The organism is Sphingomonas oryzagri, assembly GCF_029906645.1.
Lineage (GTDB): Bacteria > Pseudomonadota > Alphaproteobacteria > Sphingomonadales > Sphingomonadaceae > Solisphingomonas > Solisphingomonas oryzagri.
The window spans coordinates 2,340,796-2,359,672 of the sequence record NZ_JARYGZ010000001.1; the positions used below are offsets into that span (position 1 = coordinate 2,340,796).

Annotated in this window: 13 protein-coding genes; 6 read left to right on the plus strand and 7 right to left on the minus strand. The window is 64.8% G+C overall.

The features are described 5' to 3' along the window. Window positions 1–13 precede the first annotated feature (13 nt). The 4 genes from QGN17_RS11270 to QGN17_RS11285 all read right to left on the minus strand — a co-directional run bounded on the left by QGN17_RS11270 (window position 14) and on the right by QGN17_RS11285 (window position 4,762). Entirely contained in the window at window positions 14–1,324 is a 1,311-nt protein-coding gene (locus QGN17_RS11270; protein WP_281044585.1) for an MFS transporter, read from the minus strand. 16 nt (window positions 1,325–1,340) lie between these two features. Then, complete coding sequence (locus QGN17_RS11275; RefSeq protein WP_281044586.1) at window positions 1,341–2,195, minus strand: amidohydrolase family protein; 855 nt, start codon at window positions 2,193–2,195, stop codon at window positions 1,341–1,343. Window positions 2,196–2,324: 129 nt separating this feature from the next. Then, complete coding sequence (locus tag QGN17_RS11280; protein ID WP_281044587.1) at window positions 2,325–3,350, minus strand: amidohydrolase family protein; 1,026 nt, start codon at window positions 3,348–3,350, stop codon at window positions 2,325–2,327. A gap of 248 nt (window positions 3,351–3,598) precedes the next feature. Beyond that, window positions 3,599–4,762, minus strand: coding sequence for an ABC transporter substrate-binding protein (locus QGN17_RS11285; RefSeq protein WP_281044588.1), 1,164 nt, complete (start codon window positions 4,760–4,762; stop codon window positions 3,599–3,601). Window positions 4,763–5,042: 280 nt separating this feature from the next. On the opposite strand from QGN17_RS11285, the gene QGN17_RS11290 reads away from it, so the two are divergent. After that, window positions 5,043–6,290, plus strand: a complete 1,248-nt coding sequence (locus tag QGN17_RS11290) for a LysR family transcriptional regulator (protein WP_281044589.1) — start codon at window positions 5,043–5,045, stop codon at window positions 6,288–6,290. A 9-nt stretch (window positions 6,291–6,299) separates the two neighbouring features. Here the strand turns inward: QGN17_RS11290 and QGN17_RS11295 are convergent, their stop codons facing one another. From QGN17_RS11295 to QGN17_RS11305, 3 genes are all read right to left on the minus strand, one after another. Next, a complete protein-coding gene (locus tag QGN17_RS11295; RefSeq protein ID WP_281044590.1) occupies window positions 6,300–7,865 on the minus strand; it encodes an aldehyde dehydrogenase (NADP(+)) in 1,566 nt (521 codons plus the stop codon). Window positions 7,866–7,982: 117 nt separating this feature from the next. Then, window positions 7,983–8,828 (minus strand): oxidoreductase, encoded by an 846-nt coding sequence (locus QGN17_RS11300; protein WP_281044591.1) that lies wholly within the window; start codon window positions 8,826–8,828, stop codon window positions 7,983–7,985. 2 nt (window positions 8,829–8,830) lie between these two features. Beyond that, a complete protein-coding gene (locus QGN17_RS11305) occupies window positions 8,831–10,486 on the minus strand; it encodes a thiamine pyrophosphate-binding protein (protein ID WP_281044592.1) in 1,656 nt (551 codons plus the stop codon). Here QGN17_RS11305 and QGN17_RS11310 point away from each other — a divergent pair. The 5 genes from QGN17_RS11310 (at window position 10,472) to QGN17_RS11330 (ending at window position 18,832) form a co-directional block, all read left to right on the plus strand. Beyond that, entirely contained in the window at window positions 10,472–10,813 is a 342-nt protein-coding gene (locus tag QGN17_RS11310) for a hypothetical protein (protein WP_281044593.1), read from the plus strand. The two genes, QGN17_RS11305 and QGN17_RS11310, sit on opposite strands and share 15 nt — an antisense overlap. A 10-nt stretch (window positions 10,814–10,823) precedes the next feature. After that, the gene (locus QGN17_RS11315; protein ID WP_281044594.1) at window positions 10,824–12,107 is read left to right on the plus strand and encodes an MFS transporter; all 1,284 of its coding nucleotides are present in this window, start codon (window positions 10,824–10,826) and stop codon (window positions 12,105–12,107) included. Window positions 12,108–12,361: 254 nt separating this feature from the next. Then, a complete protein-coding gene (locus QGN17_RS11320) occupies window positions 12,362–15,229 on the plus strand; it encodes a TonB-dependent receptor plug domain-containing protein (RefSeq protein WP_281044595.1) in 2,868 nt (955 codons plus the stop codon). A 76-nt stretch (window positions 15,230–15,305) separates the two neighbouring features. After that, window positions 15,306–16,631: a hypothetical protein gene (locus QGN17_RS11325; protein WP_281044596.1), complete on the plus strand. Its 1,326-nt coding sequence runs from the start codon at window positions 15,306–15,308 to the stop codon at window positions 16,629–16,631. Between the two features lie 20 nt (window positions 16,632–16,651). Continuing rightward, a complete protein-coding gene (locus QGN17_RS11330) occupies window positions 16,652–18,832 on the plus strand; it encodes a carboxylesterase family protein (protein ID WP_281044597.1) in 2,181 nt (726 codons plus the stop codon). The last annotated feature ends 45 nt before the right edge of the window (window positions 18,833–18,877 follow it).

Sequence of the window (18,877 nt, forward strand, 5' to 3'; positions counted from 1 at the left end):
CACATCGGGCACGTCAGTTCTCGACGATCAACGGCTCCGGCATTTTCGGCGCCCATTCGCGGCGCAGCAGCACCAAGGTCGATCCCGCGCCGATCAACAGGAAGACGAAGATCACCAGCATCGGCACGTCGTAATTGTTGCCGCTGATCTGGAGCAGCCAGCCTGTGAGTGCCCCGGCGACGCCGCCGGCGAGGCTGGTCGCCACCTGCTGCACGCCGGTCACGAGACCGACCGCCTGCTTGGGGATCAAAGTCAGGCGGCAGAGCGCCAGGCTGTTGGCGGTGGTAAGACCGAGAAACGAAAGCGAGAAAATATTCCAGAACAGCGCCATGGACAGCGATTCTGCATGGACACCGAGGAGCACCGTGCAGGCGCCGAGGAAGCCGGCGATCACGAAGCCCTTGCGGACCTTCACCGGATCGCCGCCCCGCGCGATCATCCGGTCCGCCACCCAGCCCGCGCTGACCGCGACGAGCGCGATGCCGGTGAAGCTGAAGAAGGTGTAAAGGCCCGAGCTCTTCAGCGACATGCCGCGCTGGTTGTGCAGGTAGTCCGGCATCCACTGCATGCAGAAGAAGGTGAAATAGCCGTAGCAGAAGTTGATGATCATCGCCCCCCAGACGACGGGCGAGCGCAGCACGCTGCCCAGCGTCACGGCGGACGCGCTCTTGTGCAGGGCCGCCCGATCGACGGCATTGGGCAAGTCGCTCCGCACCGAGAGCACCCAAAGCGCGACCCACACCAGACCGACGGCGCCGGTGGCGAAGAACATCGCCTGCCAGCCGTAATTGGTGATCAGCCAGGGTGCTGCGAGCGCGCCGATCGCCGGGCCGAACTTGTTGCCCATGGTGAAGATGCCGACGGCGGTGCCGCTCTGGTTCTCAGAGAAATTATGCCGGATCCAACGATAGCTCGCCGGCATGACTACCGCCTCGGCGGCGCCGACCAGCAGCCGCATCGCGAGCAGGGCTGCCAGCGAGCCGACCATGCCGACCGCCGCCATTGCCAGGCACCACACCAGGAAGATGATCGCATAGGGCCACTTCACGCCATAACGATCGACCAGCCAGCCGGTGCCCATCTGCATGAGGCCGTAAGACCAGAAGAAGACCGAGTTCACCCAGCCGCGATCGACGCTGGTGAGCTTGAAATGTTCGACGAACGGGTGGTGGGCAAGCGCCGATCCGATGCTCGCGCGATCGGAGAAGGCGATCATCACGCCCACCGCCAGCAGGAACAGGATGGCCCAGCGCGCGACGATCGGCGGCTTGGCGCTGACCTCCGCCTCGATCGGCTGGTTGGCGGCTTCGATCATCCGGGCCATCTACCTCGTCTCCGCCTCAGTCCGCCAGCCTGGGGTAGAGGGTCTGCGCAGTCTTGCGGAAGACCCACTCCTGGTCCTCGGTCGACAGCATCGAGAGCCGATCCTTCGCGGTTGCGAGGATTTCCGCAAGCGTGCCCGGCGAGGTCGGGAAATTGGAGCCCCAAGCCAGGCGCTTCGCGCCAAACGTCTCGACGATCTTCGGGAAAAGCGTCTCGGGCGTCGCCGCGCCCTTCTTGCTGTCGCCCATGATGCGCGGGGTAAGCTTGAAGTAGATGCTTTCGACCGGGGCCAGATCCCACAGGCTCTGCGCCGCCGCATAGGGGGCGCCGTCGGTCACGTCCGGGCGGCCCAGATGGTCAAGGATGATCTTCACGGTGGGAAAGCGCTTGGCCAGCGACACCACCGCCGGCAGTCCGACCGGGCCGGTCTGGATGCACATGGTGAGCCCCAGTTCGCCGAGCAGCTCCCACGCCGGATAAGCGCGCGGATCGTCGAGCTCGCTCGCGTCGAACTCCTTGGTACTGCCGCCGGTGAACACCCGCATGCCGCCCAGGCCGCGCTCCACCCAGTTGCGGATCGTCTGCGGCGCATCGGGTTCGAGCACATCCACCGAGCCGACCGCCAGCAGGCGATCCGGATAAAGGTTGCAGGCGTCGACGACGTAGGAATTGTCGAAGCCGTAGGTGGTGGACGAATGGACGACCGCCGCCTTCTCGACACCTGCCTCATCCATCGCGGCGATCAGCGACTCGACCGTGCTCGGCCGCTCCTGAGACCAGTCCGAGCGCTTCCCGAACAGCGGCGCAGGCGGATAGGCGCCCTCGTCGTCGGAAATGACATGCGGGTGAATGTCGACGTAACGGGAAACCATCAAACCATTCCTCTCATCCGCGGCTCGCTCGCGCGCTGACCTGACAGAACAGGGCATCGGCGCTTCGCGCGTCCCGGGGAATTTGAACTTCTGCTCGGAGCCATAAAATCGAAGACGAGCGGTGCCGCCTTATCGACCCTGGCTCTTGAGCAGCGCGTCGAGGCGCGGATAGACGCGGCGCGCATTGCCCTCGAAGATCTTCTGCTTGTCGCCCTCGTCCAGCGGCAGGGCATCGACGTAGCGCTTGGTGTCGTCGAAATACTGGCCGGTGTTCGGATCCTTGCCCCGAACCGCGCCGATCATCTCGGAGCCGAACAGCACGTTGTCGGCCGGGATCACCTTGGTCAGCAGCTCGACGCCGGGCAGGTGATAAACGCAGGTATCGAAGAAGATGTTGTCGAGCAGCCCTTCGAGCGGGCGATCGACCATCTCCAGGCTCATGCCGCGATAGCGCCCCCAATGGTAGGGCACCGCGCCGCCGCCGTGCGGGATGACCAAGCGGAGCGTCGGAAAATCCTTGAACAGATCCGACTGCAGGATCTGCATGAACACCGAGGTGTCGGCGTTCAGATAATGCGCGCCGGTGCCGTGGAAGTTCGGATTGCAGGACGCGGCGACGTGCACCATGCCCGGCACATCCAGCTCGCACAGTGCCTCGAACAGGGGATACCATTCCTTGTCGGTGAAGGGCTTGCCCGTCCAATAGCCACCGGTCGGGTCCGGATTGATGTTGCAGCCGACGAAGCCCATCTCCTCCACGCAGCGCTTCAGCTCGGGAACCGAGTTGGCGGGCGGCGCGCCTGGCGACTGCGGCAGCTGGCAGACCGGCGCAAAATTGTCCGGGTAGAGCTCGGTCACACGCTTGACGTTGTTGTTCGAGACCTCGGCCCATTCGAGGCTGGTGCGCTCGTTGCCGAGATGGTGCGACATCAGGCCGGCGATCGGCGAGAAGAGCGTGAGGTCGCTGCCCCTCTCCCGCTGGAGCTTGAGCTGGCCGCCCTCGATGCCCTCGCGGATCTGGTCGTCGGTGAGGATCGCGCCTTCGCTCGGCTTGGGCGCGTCAGCCGGATCATTCGCTGATTCGACCTGCCTGGCACGCCAATCGCGGAAGCTCTTGGGGACGGTCGTGAAATGGCCGTGACAGTCGATGATCATGGTGTCTCCTCGCAGCGACGCTCGAGCCGCTTCACGATCGCTTTAGGAAGGCTGCCGTCGGCCAAGAAATTGAATTTGCGGCGCGGCTCATAAGAGCCGCGTCCAAAAGCCCTGTGGGCACGGCCATCCCCAGAAAAAGAAAGCGGGCGAGAATCTCGCCCGCTCCAGGTGTGAGCCGGTCCGGGTCCGGTGAACCGGCTCATCGACGCTGCCGCCCCGTCCCCCCGGAGCGAGGCGGCCGCTGCCTGTTATGCGCGCTCCGGAACCTTCGCCGGGTCAACGAAGAGCTCTTCGATCGTCATCCGGCGCGGGGTGAGCCCCTGCTCGAACGCCGTCTTCTCAAGCGCCTCAATGGTCGGACGGTTGGCTTCGATGCCGTAGGGCAGCGGGTCCGGCCCGACGATCTGCTGGAGCGCGCGATACTTGTCCGCGCCCGCACCGGTGGCCTCGCCCGAATTGAGCTTTGCGACCCACTCGTCCTTGGCGCGGGTGAAGGCGTCGTTGAGCGACTTGGCCACCCAGGGATGCTCGGCCAGAACAGAATCCTTCACCACGATCGTGCCGTGCATCGGGTAAACACCGGTGCGGTCGAAATATTCCTTTTCGACCTCGGCAGCGTTCGGGATCAGGTCCGGATAATTGGCCTCGACCTCCTGCCAGCCGCCCGTCGGCGCACCGGTCCGGCCGATGCCGGCAGCCGCCTCTACGCCCGCCTGCAAATCACCGGCCGCGATCATATCGGCAAGGCTGCGGCCCTCGGGCGCATGTTGCACATTGGGCGGGAGCTTCAGTTGCGTGACGTGCTCCTCGTCGTCGACGATCCAGGTGACCTTGCTGTTGTCGAGCCCATATTCGTCGATGAACACCTGGCGGATCCAGACGCCCGTCGTCACCGAATAGGCGCGCACGCCGACCTTCTTGCCCTCCAGGTCCTTCGGCACCTTGATGCCCGAATCCGGACGGACGAGCATGCCCGAATGGTGGAACCGGCGGACCACGAAGATCGGCAGCGCGGTGAACGGCCGGCCATAGGCCTTGGCGATGATGTAGGTGGTCGGCGCCAGTTCGCAGACGTCGAACTCGACATCGCGGACCATGCGACGGAATGCGCCGATCTGCGGCTTAACCGTGATGATTTCGGCGTCGACACCCTCGATCGGGATCGAACCATTTCGAATTGCCGATGTATGCGGATGCTCCGCCACGGCGATCTTGAGGTGAACGTTATCGGCCAAGATTTCTCTCCCGCGAGACTGCGAAATTTCAAGGAGGATTTGTTCAGCCAGGCATGAAGGCTCTTGGCTGCCAGCCCGACAAGGCCCGCTTTGCGCCGCCCCGTCAACGGGGGCAGGCCTTCTACAGTGCACTCGACGACCACTTTCAATAGGCCGGATCGCAGGTTTGATAGGCAATCAGCTGCCGCACCGCCCGCGGTCCAACCGCACGCATTGTCCGCCCGATTGATCAATTCTTGGCGCTCCGCTGCGTTGCACGATATAAGTTTCAATGCTTCCTTGGGTGCCAGCCCCCTTTTGCCGCGGGCTGCTGCATCGACCGACCTTCGTTATATTCCATAGCCTTATTGAGGTTTCCGATTACTCTTCCCAGGCCATGGGAGATTGAAATCGCGTTCACGGGGCTTCCCACGGAGATTGAATCGGCGCAACATGGATGACAGGAGAGGAGAACAACATGTCTGACGTTCAGGAGGAGCAGGACGGGTCCGAGGCCATCAGCTTCCGCCAGCTCAGGCTGTTTGAAAGCATCGGCCGTCTCGGCAGCGTCCGCAAGGCGTCGGAGGAATGCAACCTTTCCCAGCCTGCCGTGACCCAGGCGCTGGCTAAACTCGAACAGCGCGTCGGTGCAGCTCTTGTCGAGCGGCGCGCGAGCGGCAGCTATCTCAACGACGCAGGCGAGATATTCCTCCAGCGCACCCAGCGCTTTTTCGAGCAGACCGAGCATGCTCTCATGGAACTTGGTGTCGCGGGCGGCGCCGCCGGCGCGAAGGTCATCGCGAACCGGCTGTCGCGCTCGCAGATACGCTGCCTGATCGCCATCGTCGATGAACTGAGTTTTCCCAAGGCGGCCGATTCACTCGGGCTGTCCTACGCGTCGCTCCAGCGCGCCGCGCGCGATCTCGAGGGCAACCTGCGCAAGCCGCTCTTTCACCGCACGGCCATGGGCATGATGGTGGGCCCGCCGGGCAGCGAGTTCGGCCGGCGGATGAAGCTCGCGCTTCAGGAGATCGAGTGGGGCATCCGGGAGATCGAGGCCGTCCAGGGTGGCTTCTCATCCGAGCTTTCGATCGGCGGCATGCCGTTCGGTGGCAGCATCCTGCTCGCGTCGTCGCTCGACGATTTTGTGCGCGTTTACCCGAACGTCAATGTGCGCGTGACGATCGAGAATGCACCCTCCATGCATCGGAGCCTGCGTTGCGGTGAGGTCGACCTTGTCGTCGGTCTGCTGCCGGAAACACCGCAGGATGACCTATGCTGCGAGCCTTTTGCCAGAACCCCTTACTCGATTGTTGGCCGCCCTCATCACCCGCTGCTGCGCAAGGGCAAGGTCACGACCGAGAACCTTCGCGCCTATGATTGGGTCATCGGCGCTCAGGGATCGAGCCGTCGGGCCTGTTTCGACAAACTCTTCGCCGGCCAGTCCAAACCCCGAGCGCCGATCACGACCTGCGCGCCCTCCGGTCTCCGGAACCTCGTCGGCGGCAGCGACCGCCTGACCCTCATGACGTCCTATGAACTCGATCAGGAGAGTGGCGGTCTCGTCGAAATTCCCTTCGAGGCGATCGACCTAATCCCGACGATCGGCATCACGATGCGAAAGGACTGGCTACCCACCAAGATGCATCGCGACTTCATCGAGATTGTTCGCCGACAGACGCTGACCGGAACCCGCGTTCCGGCCCTGCGCAAGGTTGTGGGCTAGGTCGAGGTCTCAGTCCGGTGTGCCCTCGCGCAGGCGGGGCATGTTGAGCGGATTGGCATCCCGGAGCACCGCCGGCAGGATTTCGTCGGGCAGATCCTGGTAGCAGACAGGACGCAGGAAGCGATCGATCGCGGTCGCACCGACCGACGTGGTCCGGCTATCGGAGGTGGCAGGAAACGGCCCGCCGTGGACCATGGCGTTGCAAACCTCGACGCCGGTCGGCCATCCGTTTGCGAGGATGCGCCCGACCTTGCGCTCGAGAAGCGGCATCAGATCGCGCGCCGCCTCATGGTCACCGGCGTCGATTTGAAGCGTCGCGGTGAGCTGCCCCTCCATTACTTCGATCACGGAGGCGATCTCGGCCAGGTCCGCGCAACGCACCAGGAGCGATGCCGCCCCGAAAATCTCATGGCCGAGGGCGTAGTCTTTCAGAAACTCAGCTCCGCTCGTTTCGAAGAGCGCCGCCTGCCCGCGGTTGCAACCTGTCGGCACCGCGCCCCGTGCGAGGAGGCGGACCGATTCATGGTTTTCGAGCGCAGCCACGCCGCGATCGAAATTGGCATGGATCGCCGAGGTCAGCATCACCTGCGGCTGCGCCCCTTCGATCGCCGCGACGGCAGCACCGACGAAGGCATCCAACCCCTCGCCTTCGACGGCCAGCAGGATGCCCGGGTTCGTGCAGAACTGGCCTGATCCCATCGTCAGGGAGGCGACAAAGGCGGCACCGAGCGCCGCGCCGCGGGCTTCAAGCGCTTGGGGAAAGAGGATGACAGGATTGACGCTCGACATCTCGGCGAACACCGGGATCGGCTCGGGACGCGTCGAGGCGATTTCCAGGAGGGCGAGCCCACCCGCCCGCGACCCGGTGAAGCCGACAGCCTTGATGTGCGGGTTGGATACGAGGGACGTGCCAAGGTTGTTCGAGGCGCCCTGGAGAAGCGAGAAAACGCCCTCATGGAGCCCGCAAATCTCGACCGCGCGGCGGATCGCATCGCCGACCAGCAGCGAGGTGCCCGGGTGCGCAGGGTGCCCTTTCACGACGACGGGACAGCCGGCCGCCCAGGCGGATGCGGTATCCCCGCCGGCGACCGAAAATGCGAGGGGGAAATTCGACGCGCCGAAGACCGCGACGGGTCCCACGGGAATCCGACGCAGACGCAGGTCCGAGCGCGGCAGCGGAGTCCGTTCGGGCAGCGCCGGATCGATCGACGCTCCCGCCCAATAGCCGTCGCGCACGACACGCGCGAATAGGCGGAGCTGGCCGCAGGTCCGTCCGCGCTCTCCGTTGAGCCGGGCCTCGGTAAGTCCGCTCTCGGCATGCGCGCGCTCGATGAGCGTGTCGCCAAGCTGCTCGATCTGGCTCGCGACGGTCTCGAGGAATGTCGCGCGGTCCTCCGGTGCAAGCTCGCGAAAACTGTCGAGGGCCTCGTCCGCCAGGGCGCAGGCCCGGGCAACATCGGCGGCCGACGAAACGGAAAACTCCGTGGCGAGAAGAGCGCCTGTCGCCGGGTCGCTTGCCTGGAACGTCTCCGGTCGCGAGACCTTTGTTCCACCGACGAGAAAGCTGCCATCCATATTTGGGCTCCGGCTGATCATATTTCGCTTGAAGGAATAGATCTGACCATAAGCGAGCGGCGGAAGCCGGCCGCATTACATCCGCGCCCATCTCTATAAGTAACGTGTCGTATGGGGTCAGGCGTGGCCTGGTAGGTCGGTCGACTTCGACACGTCTTCCCATGCACCTAGCTCCGCCTGGGCTCGCTTGATCTTCTGGGAAGCGAGCATATGCGCGTCCGAACCCACGAATAGGCGCGAAGGAGGATTATCCGCGGCCACAAGCGTCATCAGAGCGTCAGCGGCGCGCGCTGGATCGCCGGGCTGAACACCGCTTTTCGCAAACCTCGCAGCACGGATCGGATCGAAGCTCGCGTCATAATCCGCGACCTGGCGAGGCGATCGCCGCATCGAAACTCCCGCCCAATCGGTACGGAACTGGCCCGGCGCGAAAGACGTGACGAACACGCCGAACGGGCGAAGCTCCTTCGCCAGGGATTCGGACAGGCCGTCGAGAGCGAACTTGCTGCTGCAATAGTAAGCGAGCCCCGGAAAGCCGACGGCTCCGGCCATGGAGGTTACATTGACTATGTGGCCGGCGCGTCGCCTTCGCATACCGGGCAATACCGCCCGGATAAATGCGACCGGGGCGAACAGGTTTACCTCGATCTGCTCGCGCAGTTCGGCCAGCGGTGATTCCTCAACCGGCCCCTCATGGCCATAACCGGCATTGTTGACGAGTATATCGATCTCGCCAAGCAAAGGCGCCGCCGTCCTCAGAGCGGCATCGACCGCGTCGGACGCGGACAGATCAACCACAAGCGCCTCGGCACGCCCGGGCGCCGACGCTACGAAAGCCGACGCTTGTGCGTCAGTGCGCACCGTCCCGACGACGCGATGCCCCGCAGCAAGCGCAGCGCTCGCGAACGCCGAGCCAAGGCCGCGCGAAACACCGGTGATGAGAAAGGTTCTGGACCCGTGCACGATCAGCCCATCCAGCGACTGACGGGGACCGCGGATTCCTCGAGAGGCTGCGAAATGATGTCGACAAGTGCGGGACCGTCATGGGCAACGGCAGCCTTGATCGCGGCATCGACCTGCGCAGGATCCTCGACCCGCCAGACCTTGAGGCCAAAGGCCTCGGCGATGCGCGCGTGGTCGGACCGGTTGAAATCGACCGAGAAATAACGCTGGCCATAGCCGTCTTTCTGGCTCGCCTTGATCCAGCCGTAGGAGGCATTCGAGAAGACGACGAGCGTGAGCGGAACGCTCTTTCGGACAAGTGTCTCGAGCTCGCCGACGCAGAAACCGAAACTGCCGTCGCCCATTACGGCTGCGACCTTCGACGACGGTGACGCAAACCACGCGCCGACCGCGGCAGCGAGCGAAAAGCCGAGGGCGCCATGCGCCCGGTTGGTAATGAACCTGCGCCCCGTGCGATTGAAATCGAAATAGCCCGAGAAATAAGGACATGGCGTGCCGGGGTCCGCGACAACGATGGCATCGCGAGGCAGCGCGGCCTGCAAGGCCGAGAGCACGCGTTCCGGTCGGATGGGTCGCTCATCCGATCGGGCGAGCGCGTCGAAGCGCGCGCGCTTCTCCGTCCGCAACCCCGCCAGGCGCTGGGCGGCGTCGCTCGTACGCTCACGTCCCTCGACCCGCCTGGCAATCTCGTGTCCCAGGGCTGCCAGGCACAGACGCGCGTCGCCGACCATTCCCGCCTCGATCCGGTAGTTGGCAGCAACGACCATGGGATCGATGTCGATATGGACGATCGGTACATCGCGGGCTGGCACCGTCCCGTGTTCGGTCGTAGTGGACCCCGCCCTGCAACCGACGAAAATGACGGTGTCCGCCGCGCTGATGGCATCACGCGTCTGGTCGGTGCCGCCATTGGCGCCAACGACGCCCACCGCGAGTGGATGATCGTCTGGAACGACGCCATGCCCGCTTACCGTCGATGCGATCGGGGCGTCGAGCATCTCGGCGAGCGCAATCAGCTCGTCGCTGGCACCGGAGATGATGATCCCGCCCCCGCAGACGAATGCCGGCCGACGCGCGCGAAGGATGACATCGGCAGCGGCGCCGACGAGGTCGGGATCGGGCGCGGTGCGGAACGCGGGAAACCGAGCGTGGTTGACGTTGGCCCAGAGGTCCGCCTCGTCGACGTCCTGTTTCTGGAGATCGTAAGGGAGGCCGATATGGCAGGCTCCGGGCCTTCCCGTCGTCGCCGCACGGAAGGCGGTGCGGAATATATGCGGGATCTGACTGACGTGGTCGACGACAGTGTTCCACTTGGTGAGCGGGCGGAACAGCGCCTTCTGGTCAAGTTCGGTCAACGGGTACCGGCCGCGCGCAGTCACCGGGATGTCCGAGGTGATCGATACCAGAGCAACGGAGGACTCGTTCGCCTCGACGACGCCCGGCAGGATGTAGGTCGCACCGCCGCCGCTCGGCCCCTCGCACACTCCAACCCGTCCCGAGACGCGCGCATAGGCGTCCGCCATATAGGCCGCATGCCGCTCGTCACGCGTGAGGACATGCTCGATGCCATGTTCGAGGCGGCAAAGCGCATCGTAGAAGGGCAAGCTCGTGTCGCCGCACAGGCCGAAGACATGCTTCACCCCGTGAAGCTGGAGCATCCGTACCGCAGCATCAGCACCAGGCAATCGGGTCATGGGCAACGGTCCATCAAGATCATTCAGGTTTTGCGCGACCAATACCTCGCCTGCCGAACCTATGGCCCGGAAAGCCTCAGTCCGCAGCCGGTCAGGGCGGGTATGAATCGACGCCAGGTGGCCGCATTATGTGCTGTCGCGCCGGCAATGCCTATCCGATGGGGCCACGGCGCGATCGGAATCACGTCGCAAAGAACAGCGTCCGGCATGTGCCTGCCGAGCGGTGCCTGCAGGATTTCTATCGCCGGCTTCAAGCTGTCGATGGCTGATCACGGTCCGGTTTTCGTCTAACGGGAGCGCGATGACCGACAGCAATGTATCCGCACGGCCCTTCACGGTACCGGATTTCCGCTATTTCTGGACGGCGCGCTTGTGCTCGACGCTTGCACAGAGCGGTCTCGTGGTGATCATCGGTTGGCAGGTATATAATCTTTCGCGCCTCTCGATGGACATCAAGCGGGCAGCCCTTCAACTCGGCCTGATCGGGCTTGCCCAGTTTCTGCCGCTCTTTGCGCTTGCTCTTGTTGCCGGGGTCGCGGCCGACAGGCTGGATCGCCGCCGCATCGTCCAATGCTGCAACGCGCTTCAGTTTCTGGCCGCGGCGCTTCTCACGGCGCTCAATATCACCGGCGCCATATCGCTCGCCTGGCTGTTCACCGTCGCCGTGATGCTGGGGATCGCGCGCGCCTTCTCCATGCCTGCGCTTGGCGCCATGGCGCCTAACCTGGTGCCACGCCCGATGGTGCCCCGCGCGATCGCGGCAAGCTCGATCGCGACCCGCGCAGGCGCGATTCTGGGTCCGGCTCTCGCGGGCTATCTCTACGCCGCAGCACCCTACCAGGCCTATGCCGTGAACGCGCTTCTGCTCGCGATTTCGATTGCGAGCCTCGCGCGCCTTCATCCCGTTCGGGTTGCCAGAGCCGAGAACAGGCGCATGTCGTTCAATCTCGTCTTCGAGGGCATCACCTATGTCCGGCACAATCGCCTGGTGCTCGGCGCCATCTCGCTCGATCTGTTCGCGGTCCTCCTCGGGGGCGCTACCGCGATGCTCCCCATCTATGCACAGGACATTCTTCATGTGGGCCCGAGCGGGCTTGGTCATTTGCGGGCGGCGCCTGCAGCCGGTGCGCTTCTCTCGGCATCGTGGTTCTCATGGCGCCCGCTCGAGCATCATGTTGGCGTCAAGATGCTCGCGGCAGTCAGCATCTTCGGGCTTGCTACCGCCGTTTTCGGACTCTCTCGATCCATGGTCGTTTCGCTTCCGTGTCTTTTCATCCTTGGCGCCGCCGACATGCTTTCCGTCTATGTGCGCCAGTCGCTCATCCAGATCAGCACGCCCGACGAGATGCGTGGTCGCGTCGCTGCAGTGTCCTCGATCTTCGTCTCGGCATCGAACGAACTCGGCGAAGCTGAGTCCGGCTTTCTCGCCGCGCTCGTGGGTCCGGTGACCGCGGTGGTTGCCGGCGGCCTAGGTGCGATTGCCATCGCCGGGATCTGGGCGCGCCTGTTTCCAATGCTGCGCGAGGCCAAGACATTCGACCTGCCCGTTATCGGCGCAGACCAGACCGGTTCGCCGTCCATGTGAGGGCGCCAGAAATTGCCGACTTCAGGCGCATCGTCCTGGTGTTACAAGATCATGGGCGGGCCGAGTGCGCCCCGCGACACTTCGATTTCCCAGCGACACGCTTCGACTAAAGTCGCAGCAAAACTTATGGACGAGGCGGGCAATCCAATAACCCGGTCCGATAAATTCGCGCGTACGTCAACCCCGAAATCTTCGATGATGCGACGCGGCGAGAGTCCGCGAGCCGTCGAGCTCACGTTTCGGGAGGTATGCTTGTGAAGACGCAATCCAATATGCTGCGCCTGTTGGCGGGCGTGAGCGCCCTGACAATGTCGAGCGCCGCATTCGCTCAAGCGCAGGCCACGTCGGCTCCGCCCGCAGAAACGTCCGCCGCGGCCGACAGCGCGAGCAGCGCACCAGCCCCCGCAGCGGAAATCGTCGTCACCGGATCGCGCGTGATCAAGAACGGCTCGGCAAGTCCGACGCCGCTGACCACCGTCTCCACCCAGGCGCTCGCCGTCGCATCGCCCGCCGGCACGATCTCGGACGCGCTCAACAATCTTCCGGTGTTCTCAGGCTCTCGCAATTCTTACAGCAACCCCGGCTCCAACGCGACCGGCGTGCAGGGCGGCAACGGCAATGCCAACGTGCTCAACCTGCGCAATCTCGGCACGTATCGAACGCTGGTGCTGTTTGACGGCCATCGCATCCCGCCGACCCTGTTCAATTCCACGGTCGACGTCGATCTCATCCCCCAGGAACTGATCGACCGCGTCGACGTCGTCACTGGCGGCGTCTCGGCGGTTTACGGCTCGGATGCCGTCTCGGGCGTGGTCAATTACATCCTCAACAACAAGTTCGACGGTTTCCGGGCGCATGTCGAAGGCGGCGTGTCGCAGCGTGGCGACGCCGGGAACCAGGACATCGGGGGTGCCTTCGGCACGAAGGTCGGCGACCGCGGCCATTTCGAGGTGAGCGCCCAGCACCGCGAATATGACGGGATCCTCGATCGCGCCTACGATCGCAGCTGGGACAATCTCGCCGCGATCGAGGGCGCCGGCACTGCGGCCAACCCCTATCAGCTGCTGACCAACGTCCGGCTCAGTACCTATAGCTTCGGCGGCTTTATCAACGGCGGCGCGCTCAACGGAATGACGTTCAACCAGAACGGCGTGCTGAGCACCTTCAACAAGGGCACGGCGACGGGATCGTCCTGCTGCCAGGTCGGTGGCGACGGCGCCTACCAGGACGCCTCGATGGCTTCGCCGTCGAAGAGCACGCAGGCATTCGGCCGCTTCGACTACGACCTGACCGACGATATCCACGTCTACGTCCAGGGCGCGCTCAACCTGAAGAAGAGCGTGTCCTACACCGGCTGGAACCAGCTTGCCGGCATCACCATGGGTGCCGACAATGCCTATCTTGATCCGGTCTACCAGGCCGAACTCGCCGCCGCCGGGCAGTCTACCTTCAAGCTCAACGAGATCCTGCAGCAGGCGCCGCGCATCCAGAACATCTCGAAGACGACCCAGTGGTACGTCAACACCGGGATCGACGGTCATCTCGGCGGCTTCAAGTGGGAGGCGACCTACTCGCACGGCTCGTCTCGCATGAAGACGCAGGTCAACAACCAGGTGAACCTCCAGCGGCTGACCGCCGCCGCCGATGCCGTGAAGGACGGCAACGGCAACATCGTCTGCGCTGCATCGCTCAGCGATCCGTCTGCTTATGGCAATTGCTCGCCGATCGACCTGTTCGGCCCCAGCGCGGCGAGCGCGCAATCGCTCGCTTATGTGCTCGGCAGCACCGGCTTCGTGACCCACACCATCCAGGATTCGGCTGACGCCTCGATCAGCGGGAGCCTGTTCGATACCTGGGCCGGCCCGGTCAACGTCGCGCTGTCCGGCGAATGGCGTCGCCAGTCGTTCGATGCGCAGAGCTTCGGGCAGACATCCGCTTATGTCGACTGCACTGATCTTCGCTATTGCTCGACCACGACCAAGACGCCGGTCTACGCCAGCACCTTCCCCGATAGCCCGACCGTCTCACAGAGCGTGAAGGAAGCGGCGATCGAGGTCGACGTGCCGCTGCTCAAGGACAAGCCCTTCGCCAAGTCCTTCGATGTGAATGGCGCGGCGCGCTACACGGACTATTCGACCAGCGGTCACTATGCGACCTGGAAGGTCGGCGCGGTGTGGGCGATCAACGACCAGCTCAAGCTGCGCGGCACGCTCTCGCGCGATATCCGCGCGCCTACCCTCTACGACCTGTTCCAGCCGACCACGACCGTCTACGGCAACTTCACGGACGTCTCGAAGGGCGTGACCGCCTATGTACCGTCGGTCAACATCGGCAATCCGAACCTGACCTCCGAAGTCGGCCACACCTACACGCTGGGCGCTGTGCTCAAGCCGCACTTCGTGCCCGGCCTGACGCTGACGGTCGATTATTACCACACGCTGGTGACCAACGCGATTTCGGTGATCCAGGGCTTCAACGCAGCCGTGCAGCAGGGCTGCATCCAGAGCGGCGGCGCCTCGGTCTACTGCTCGCTAATCCAGCGCGATGCCGCCGGCAACGCCACCGCCTACTACATCCAGCCCGAGAATATCGCCCGGGTGAAGACCTATGGCTGGGACGGCGAGGCCGACTACAGCACCCGCATCGGCGAGCATCCGCTCAACCTGCGCCTGCTCGTCAACTACCAGCCGCACATCTACTACCAGCAGCCCGGCATCCCGACGATCGACCAGGGCGACGCAGGCTGGGGTCTCAACGGCCTGATGCCGAGCCCGAGCGTGCAGATTGCCGGCTTCGTCGACTTCAAGCCGACGGACAACTTCACAATCGATCTCTTCGAGCACTGGCGCAACAAGTTCCGTCGCAGCGGCGTCGCGTCCCAGGTCTTCGCCGACCCCTATGTGAAGAGCTATGCGACCACCAACCTGACGCTGACTTTCGACACGGGGTCGGCCTGGGTGATTAAGGACAGTCAGTTCTACCTGAGCGTGACGAACCTGTTCGACGCCAAGCCGCCACTCAGCGGCTATTACAGTGGCAGCACCGCTGCGGGCCAGTCCTATGAGTTCTCGGACGATCCGACCGGCCGCGCCTTCCTGGTCGGCTTCCGCATCAAGGGCTGATCTTCGTACCGGCATCAGGTCTCAGGAGGCGTATATTTCCAGGACCTCAAAACTGCTCGTCATCGCCGCTGCGTCCGTGCTGGCCTTTTCCGGGGGGCAGCCGGTGGCGGCGCAGGCGGCGCCTGCCATCCGGACGAGCTTCGTCCATCTCGCGAACGGGGTCCCGGGCGTGCTCTACGAACCGGTGGTGCCCGGCCCCAAGGCCGAGACCGCCGTGTTCATCATGCACTCGTCGGCCGATTATCTGAGCTTTCCGGGCTGCACCGAATTGTCGGAGCGCGGCTATCGGGTGCTGTGCGCCAACAACAGCACTAGCAAGTCGGGCGCGTCGAACGACGGCGTGCTCGATGAGGTGCTGACCCAGGCCGGCAAGGGCGTCGCCTGGCTGCGCCGCCAGCCCGGCGTGCGCCATGTCGTCCTGCTCGGCCACAGCGGCGGCGGCACCGTGATGAGCGCCTACCAGATGATCGCCGAGGGCGGCGTGAAGGCCTGTCAGGGGAAGGAGAAGATCTGGAAGTGCCCGGACAGCCTCGCCGGCCTACCGGCGGCCGACGGACTGATGCTGATCGATTCCAACTGGGGTCTGGCCGAAATGACCCTGTTCAGCATCGATCCTGCGGTGAAGGACGAGAGCAGCGGCACGAACCTCGATCCGGCGCTCGACATGTACAATCCGGCCAATGGCTTCAAGCCGACAGGGTCGAGCTACGGCACGGATTTCACCAAGCGGTTCCTCACCGCAGAGGGCCGCCGCAACGACGCGCTGATCGCCAAGGCGCAAGGTGAGCTGGCCGCGATCGAGTCCGGCAAAGGCCGCTATGATGACGACGCGCCGTTCGTCGTGCCCGGCGCCATCCTGCTCGGCAGCAACAACAAGCTGTTCTCGCAGGATCTTGGTCTGATGGCGCACACGAGGCAGGCGTGGCCGCTGCTGCACGCCGACGGCAGCATGACGACGCAGATCGTCCACAGCGTGCGCGTGCCCGAGAACGTCCGCAGCCAGTCGCCCTCGCTGATCCACGGCGCGCTCAAGACGACGGTGCGCAGCTATCTCAGCAGCTACGCCGTCCGCACCACGCCGGACTTCGGCTATGACGCGACGTCGGTGCACGGCGTCGACTGGACGTCGAGCTATGCAAGCCCTCCCGGCAATGTGCAAAGCGTGTCCGCGCCACTGCTTGTCATGGGCATGACCGGTCACTGGGAATATCTCGCCGCCGAGACGATCTACGGCCTTGCGAAATCCAGGGACAAGTCGATCGCCTTCGTCGAAGGCGCGGCCCACCTCTACACCACCTGCACCAAATGCGAGCGCCATCCAGGCGAGTATGGCGACACGGTGAAGACGACCTACGATTATATCGACGGCTGGCTCAGCAAGCCCGGCCGCTTCGCGCACTAACGGAACGGGAACAACCGACGATGACGCCGCCACGCTCCGCTCTCTCCCTCGTGGCCCTGATGCTCGCTGGCGCGGCCTTCGCCCAGGCGATGCCGACCAGCATCGGCCATGATCGCCAGTTGCTGATCGCTGCCATCCCCTCGGCCGGCGCCAGGCTGCAGGTGACGAGCCCGTCCTTTGCAGCTGGCGCCGACATCCCGATCGCCAACACCCAATATGGCACCAACCGTTTCCCCGGCCTCGGCTGGAGCGCAGGTCCGGCAGGGACCCGCTCCTACGCGGTGATCGTCCAGGGCGAACTCGGGCAGGATCCCGCCGCGGGCACGAGCATCCACCTCTTCGTCTACAACCTGCCCGCAACGACCGCGGGCTTGCCGAGCGGCATGGCCACCCTGCCCGCCGGCGCCGCCTACGGGCCCAATGTCCACGGCCTCGCCGCGCCCTATGCCGGGCCGCATACGCACGATACCGCGCGCCACGCTTACCATGCCCAAGTCTTCGCGCTCGACACCGTCCTGCGCTTCGATGCCGCGCCCGATCTCGACGCGCTGAAGCAGGCGATGTACGGCCACGTCCTCGCGGCCGGCGATCTCGTCGGTTATGCAACGAAACCGGCCGCTACCGCTCCCGTGAGGATAGAGACCGGCTTTGTTTCGGGCGTCGCCGGGCGCGACCCCGCCGTCACCGTCTACAAGGGCATTCCCTATGCCGCGCCGCCGGTCGGCCCGCTGCGCTGGCGCCCGCCGGCCGCCGCGTCCACCTGGCAGGGCGTCCGCAATGCCGACAGCTTCGGCCCCGCTTGCCCACAGCCCGGCCGAGAGATGGCGCAGGGCATGCCGCAAAGCGAGGACTGCCTTTCGCTCAACGTCTGGACCGGTGCGAAGCCGGACCTCGCCGAGAAGCGCCCGGTCTACGTCTGGATCTACGGCGGCGGCTTCATCGGCGGCACCGGCGCCAGCCCCGAATTCGACGGCGAGGCGCTCGCGCGCAAGGGCATCGTGGTGGTAACCTTCAACTACCGCGTCGGCGTGCTCGGCTTCCTCGCGACACCCGAGCTCAGCCGCGAGTCCGGGCATAATGCTTCAGGCGACTACGGCCTGATGGACGATATTGCTGCGCTCAAATGGGTGCAGCAAAACATTGCAGCATTCGGCGGCGATCCGGCCAGGGTGACGATCGGCGGTCAGTCCGCCGGTGCCGGATCGGTCGGCTTCATGGCGATGTCGCCGCTCGCTAAAGGCCTGTTTCGCGCCGGCATCGCCGAGAGCCATGCCCGCGATCCGCGCGACACCGAGTTGCGCTATCTCTCGGTCTCCTACCGGACATTGGCCAATGCCGAGCAGTCCGGCACACGCTACGCCGAGGCCCACGGCGCCCACTCGCTCGCCGATCTTCGTGCGATGCCGTGGGAGCAGCTGATCCAGGGCAGCGACACCATCGACGCCGATGTCGAGACCGGCAGCACCGGCAAGCCGCCGTTGTTCCGCCCGGTGGTCGACGGCTGGGTGGTACCGCAGGGCTATGCCGCGACCTACGCCGCGCACGCGCAGAACAAGGTGACGTTCGTCGCCGGCAACAACAAGGACGAGACGGGCGCCGTTCCGGAAACGGCCTTCGACGCGCTGCGCGCCCGCAAGGCGCCGCCGCGCGGAGGCATGCCGCCGGTGAGCGTCACGTTGGCCGACTATCTGGCCTACGCCCACCGCAAGTTCGGTCCACTCGCGGGCGACTTCCTCAGGCTCTACCCCGCGCGCGACGACCAGGAAGCCGCCCTGCAGAATGATGCCGCCGCGCGCGACAACAGCCGCATCTCGACCTGGCTCTGGGGGCGACTGTGGAGCAAGGGCGACGACAAGCCGGTCTACACCTATTTCTGGACGCACGCCCCGCCCGGCCCCGGCCACGACATGCGCGGTGCCTTCCATGGGTCGGAGATCTATTACGCGTTCAACAGTCTCGACGCCGTTGATCGGCCGTGGACCCAGGAGGATCGCCGGATCGCGGACTTGATGTCCTCGTACTGGGCGAACATCGTCACGAACGGAAATCCGAACGGCCCCGGCCTGCCAGATTGGCCGCTATACGACCCCCGCAAAGACCGCGTGATGGAACTGGGCAATCATTTCGGCCCGATCCCCATCGCCAGTGCGGAGAAGATCAGCTTCTGGGAACGATTCCTCAGCACACAGCGCGCGTGGTGAGGCCGATCCAGGCTGGGCCCGTCAGATTCCCTTTTCGGGCCCGTC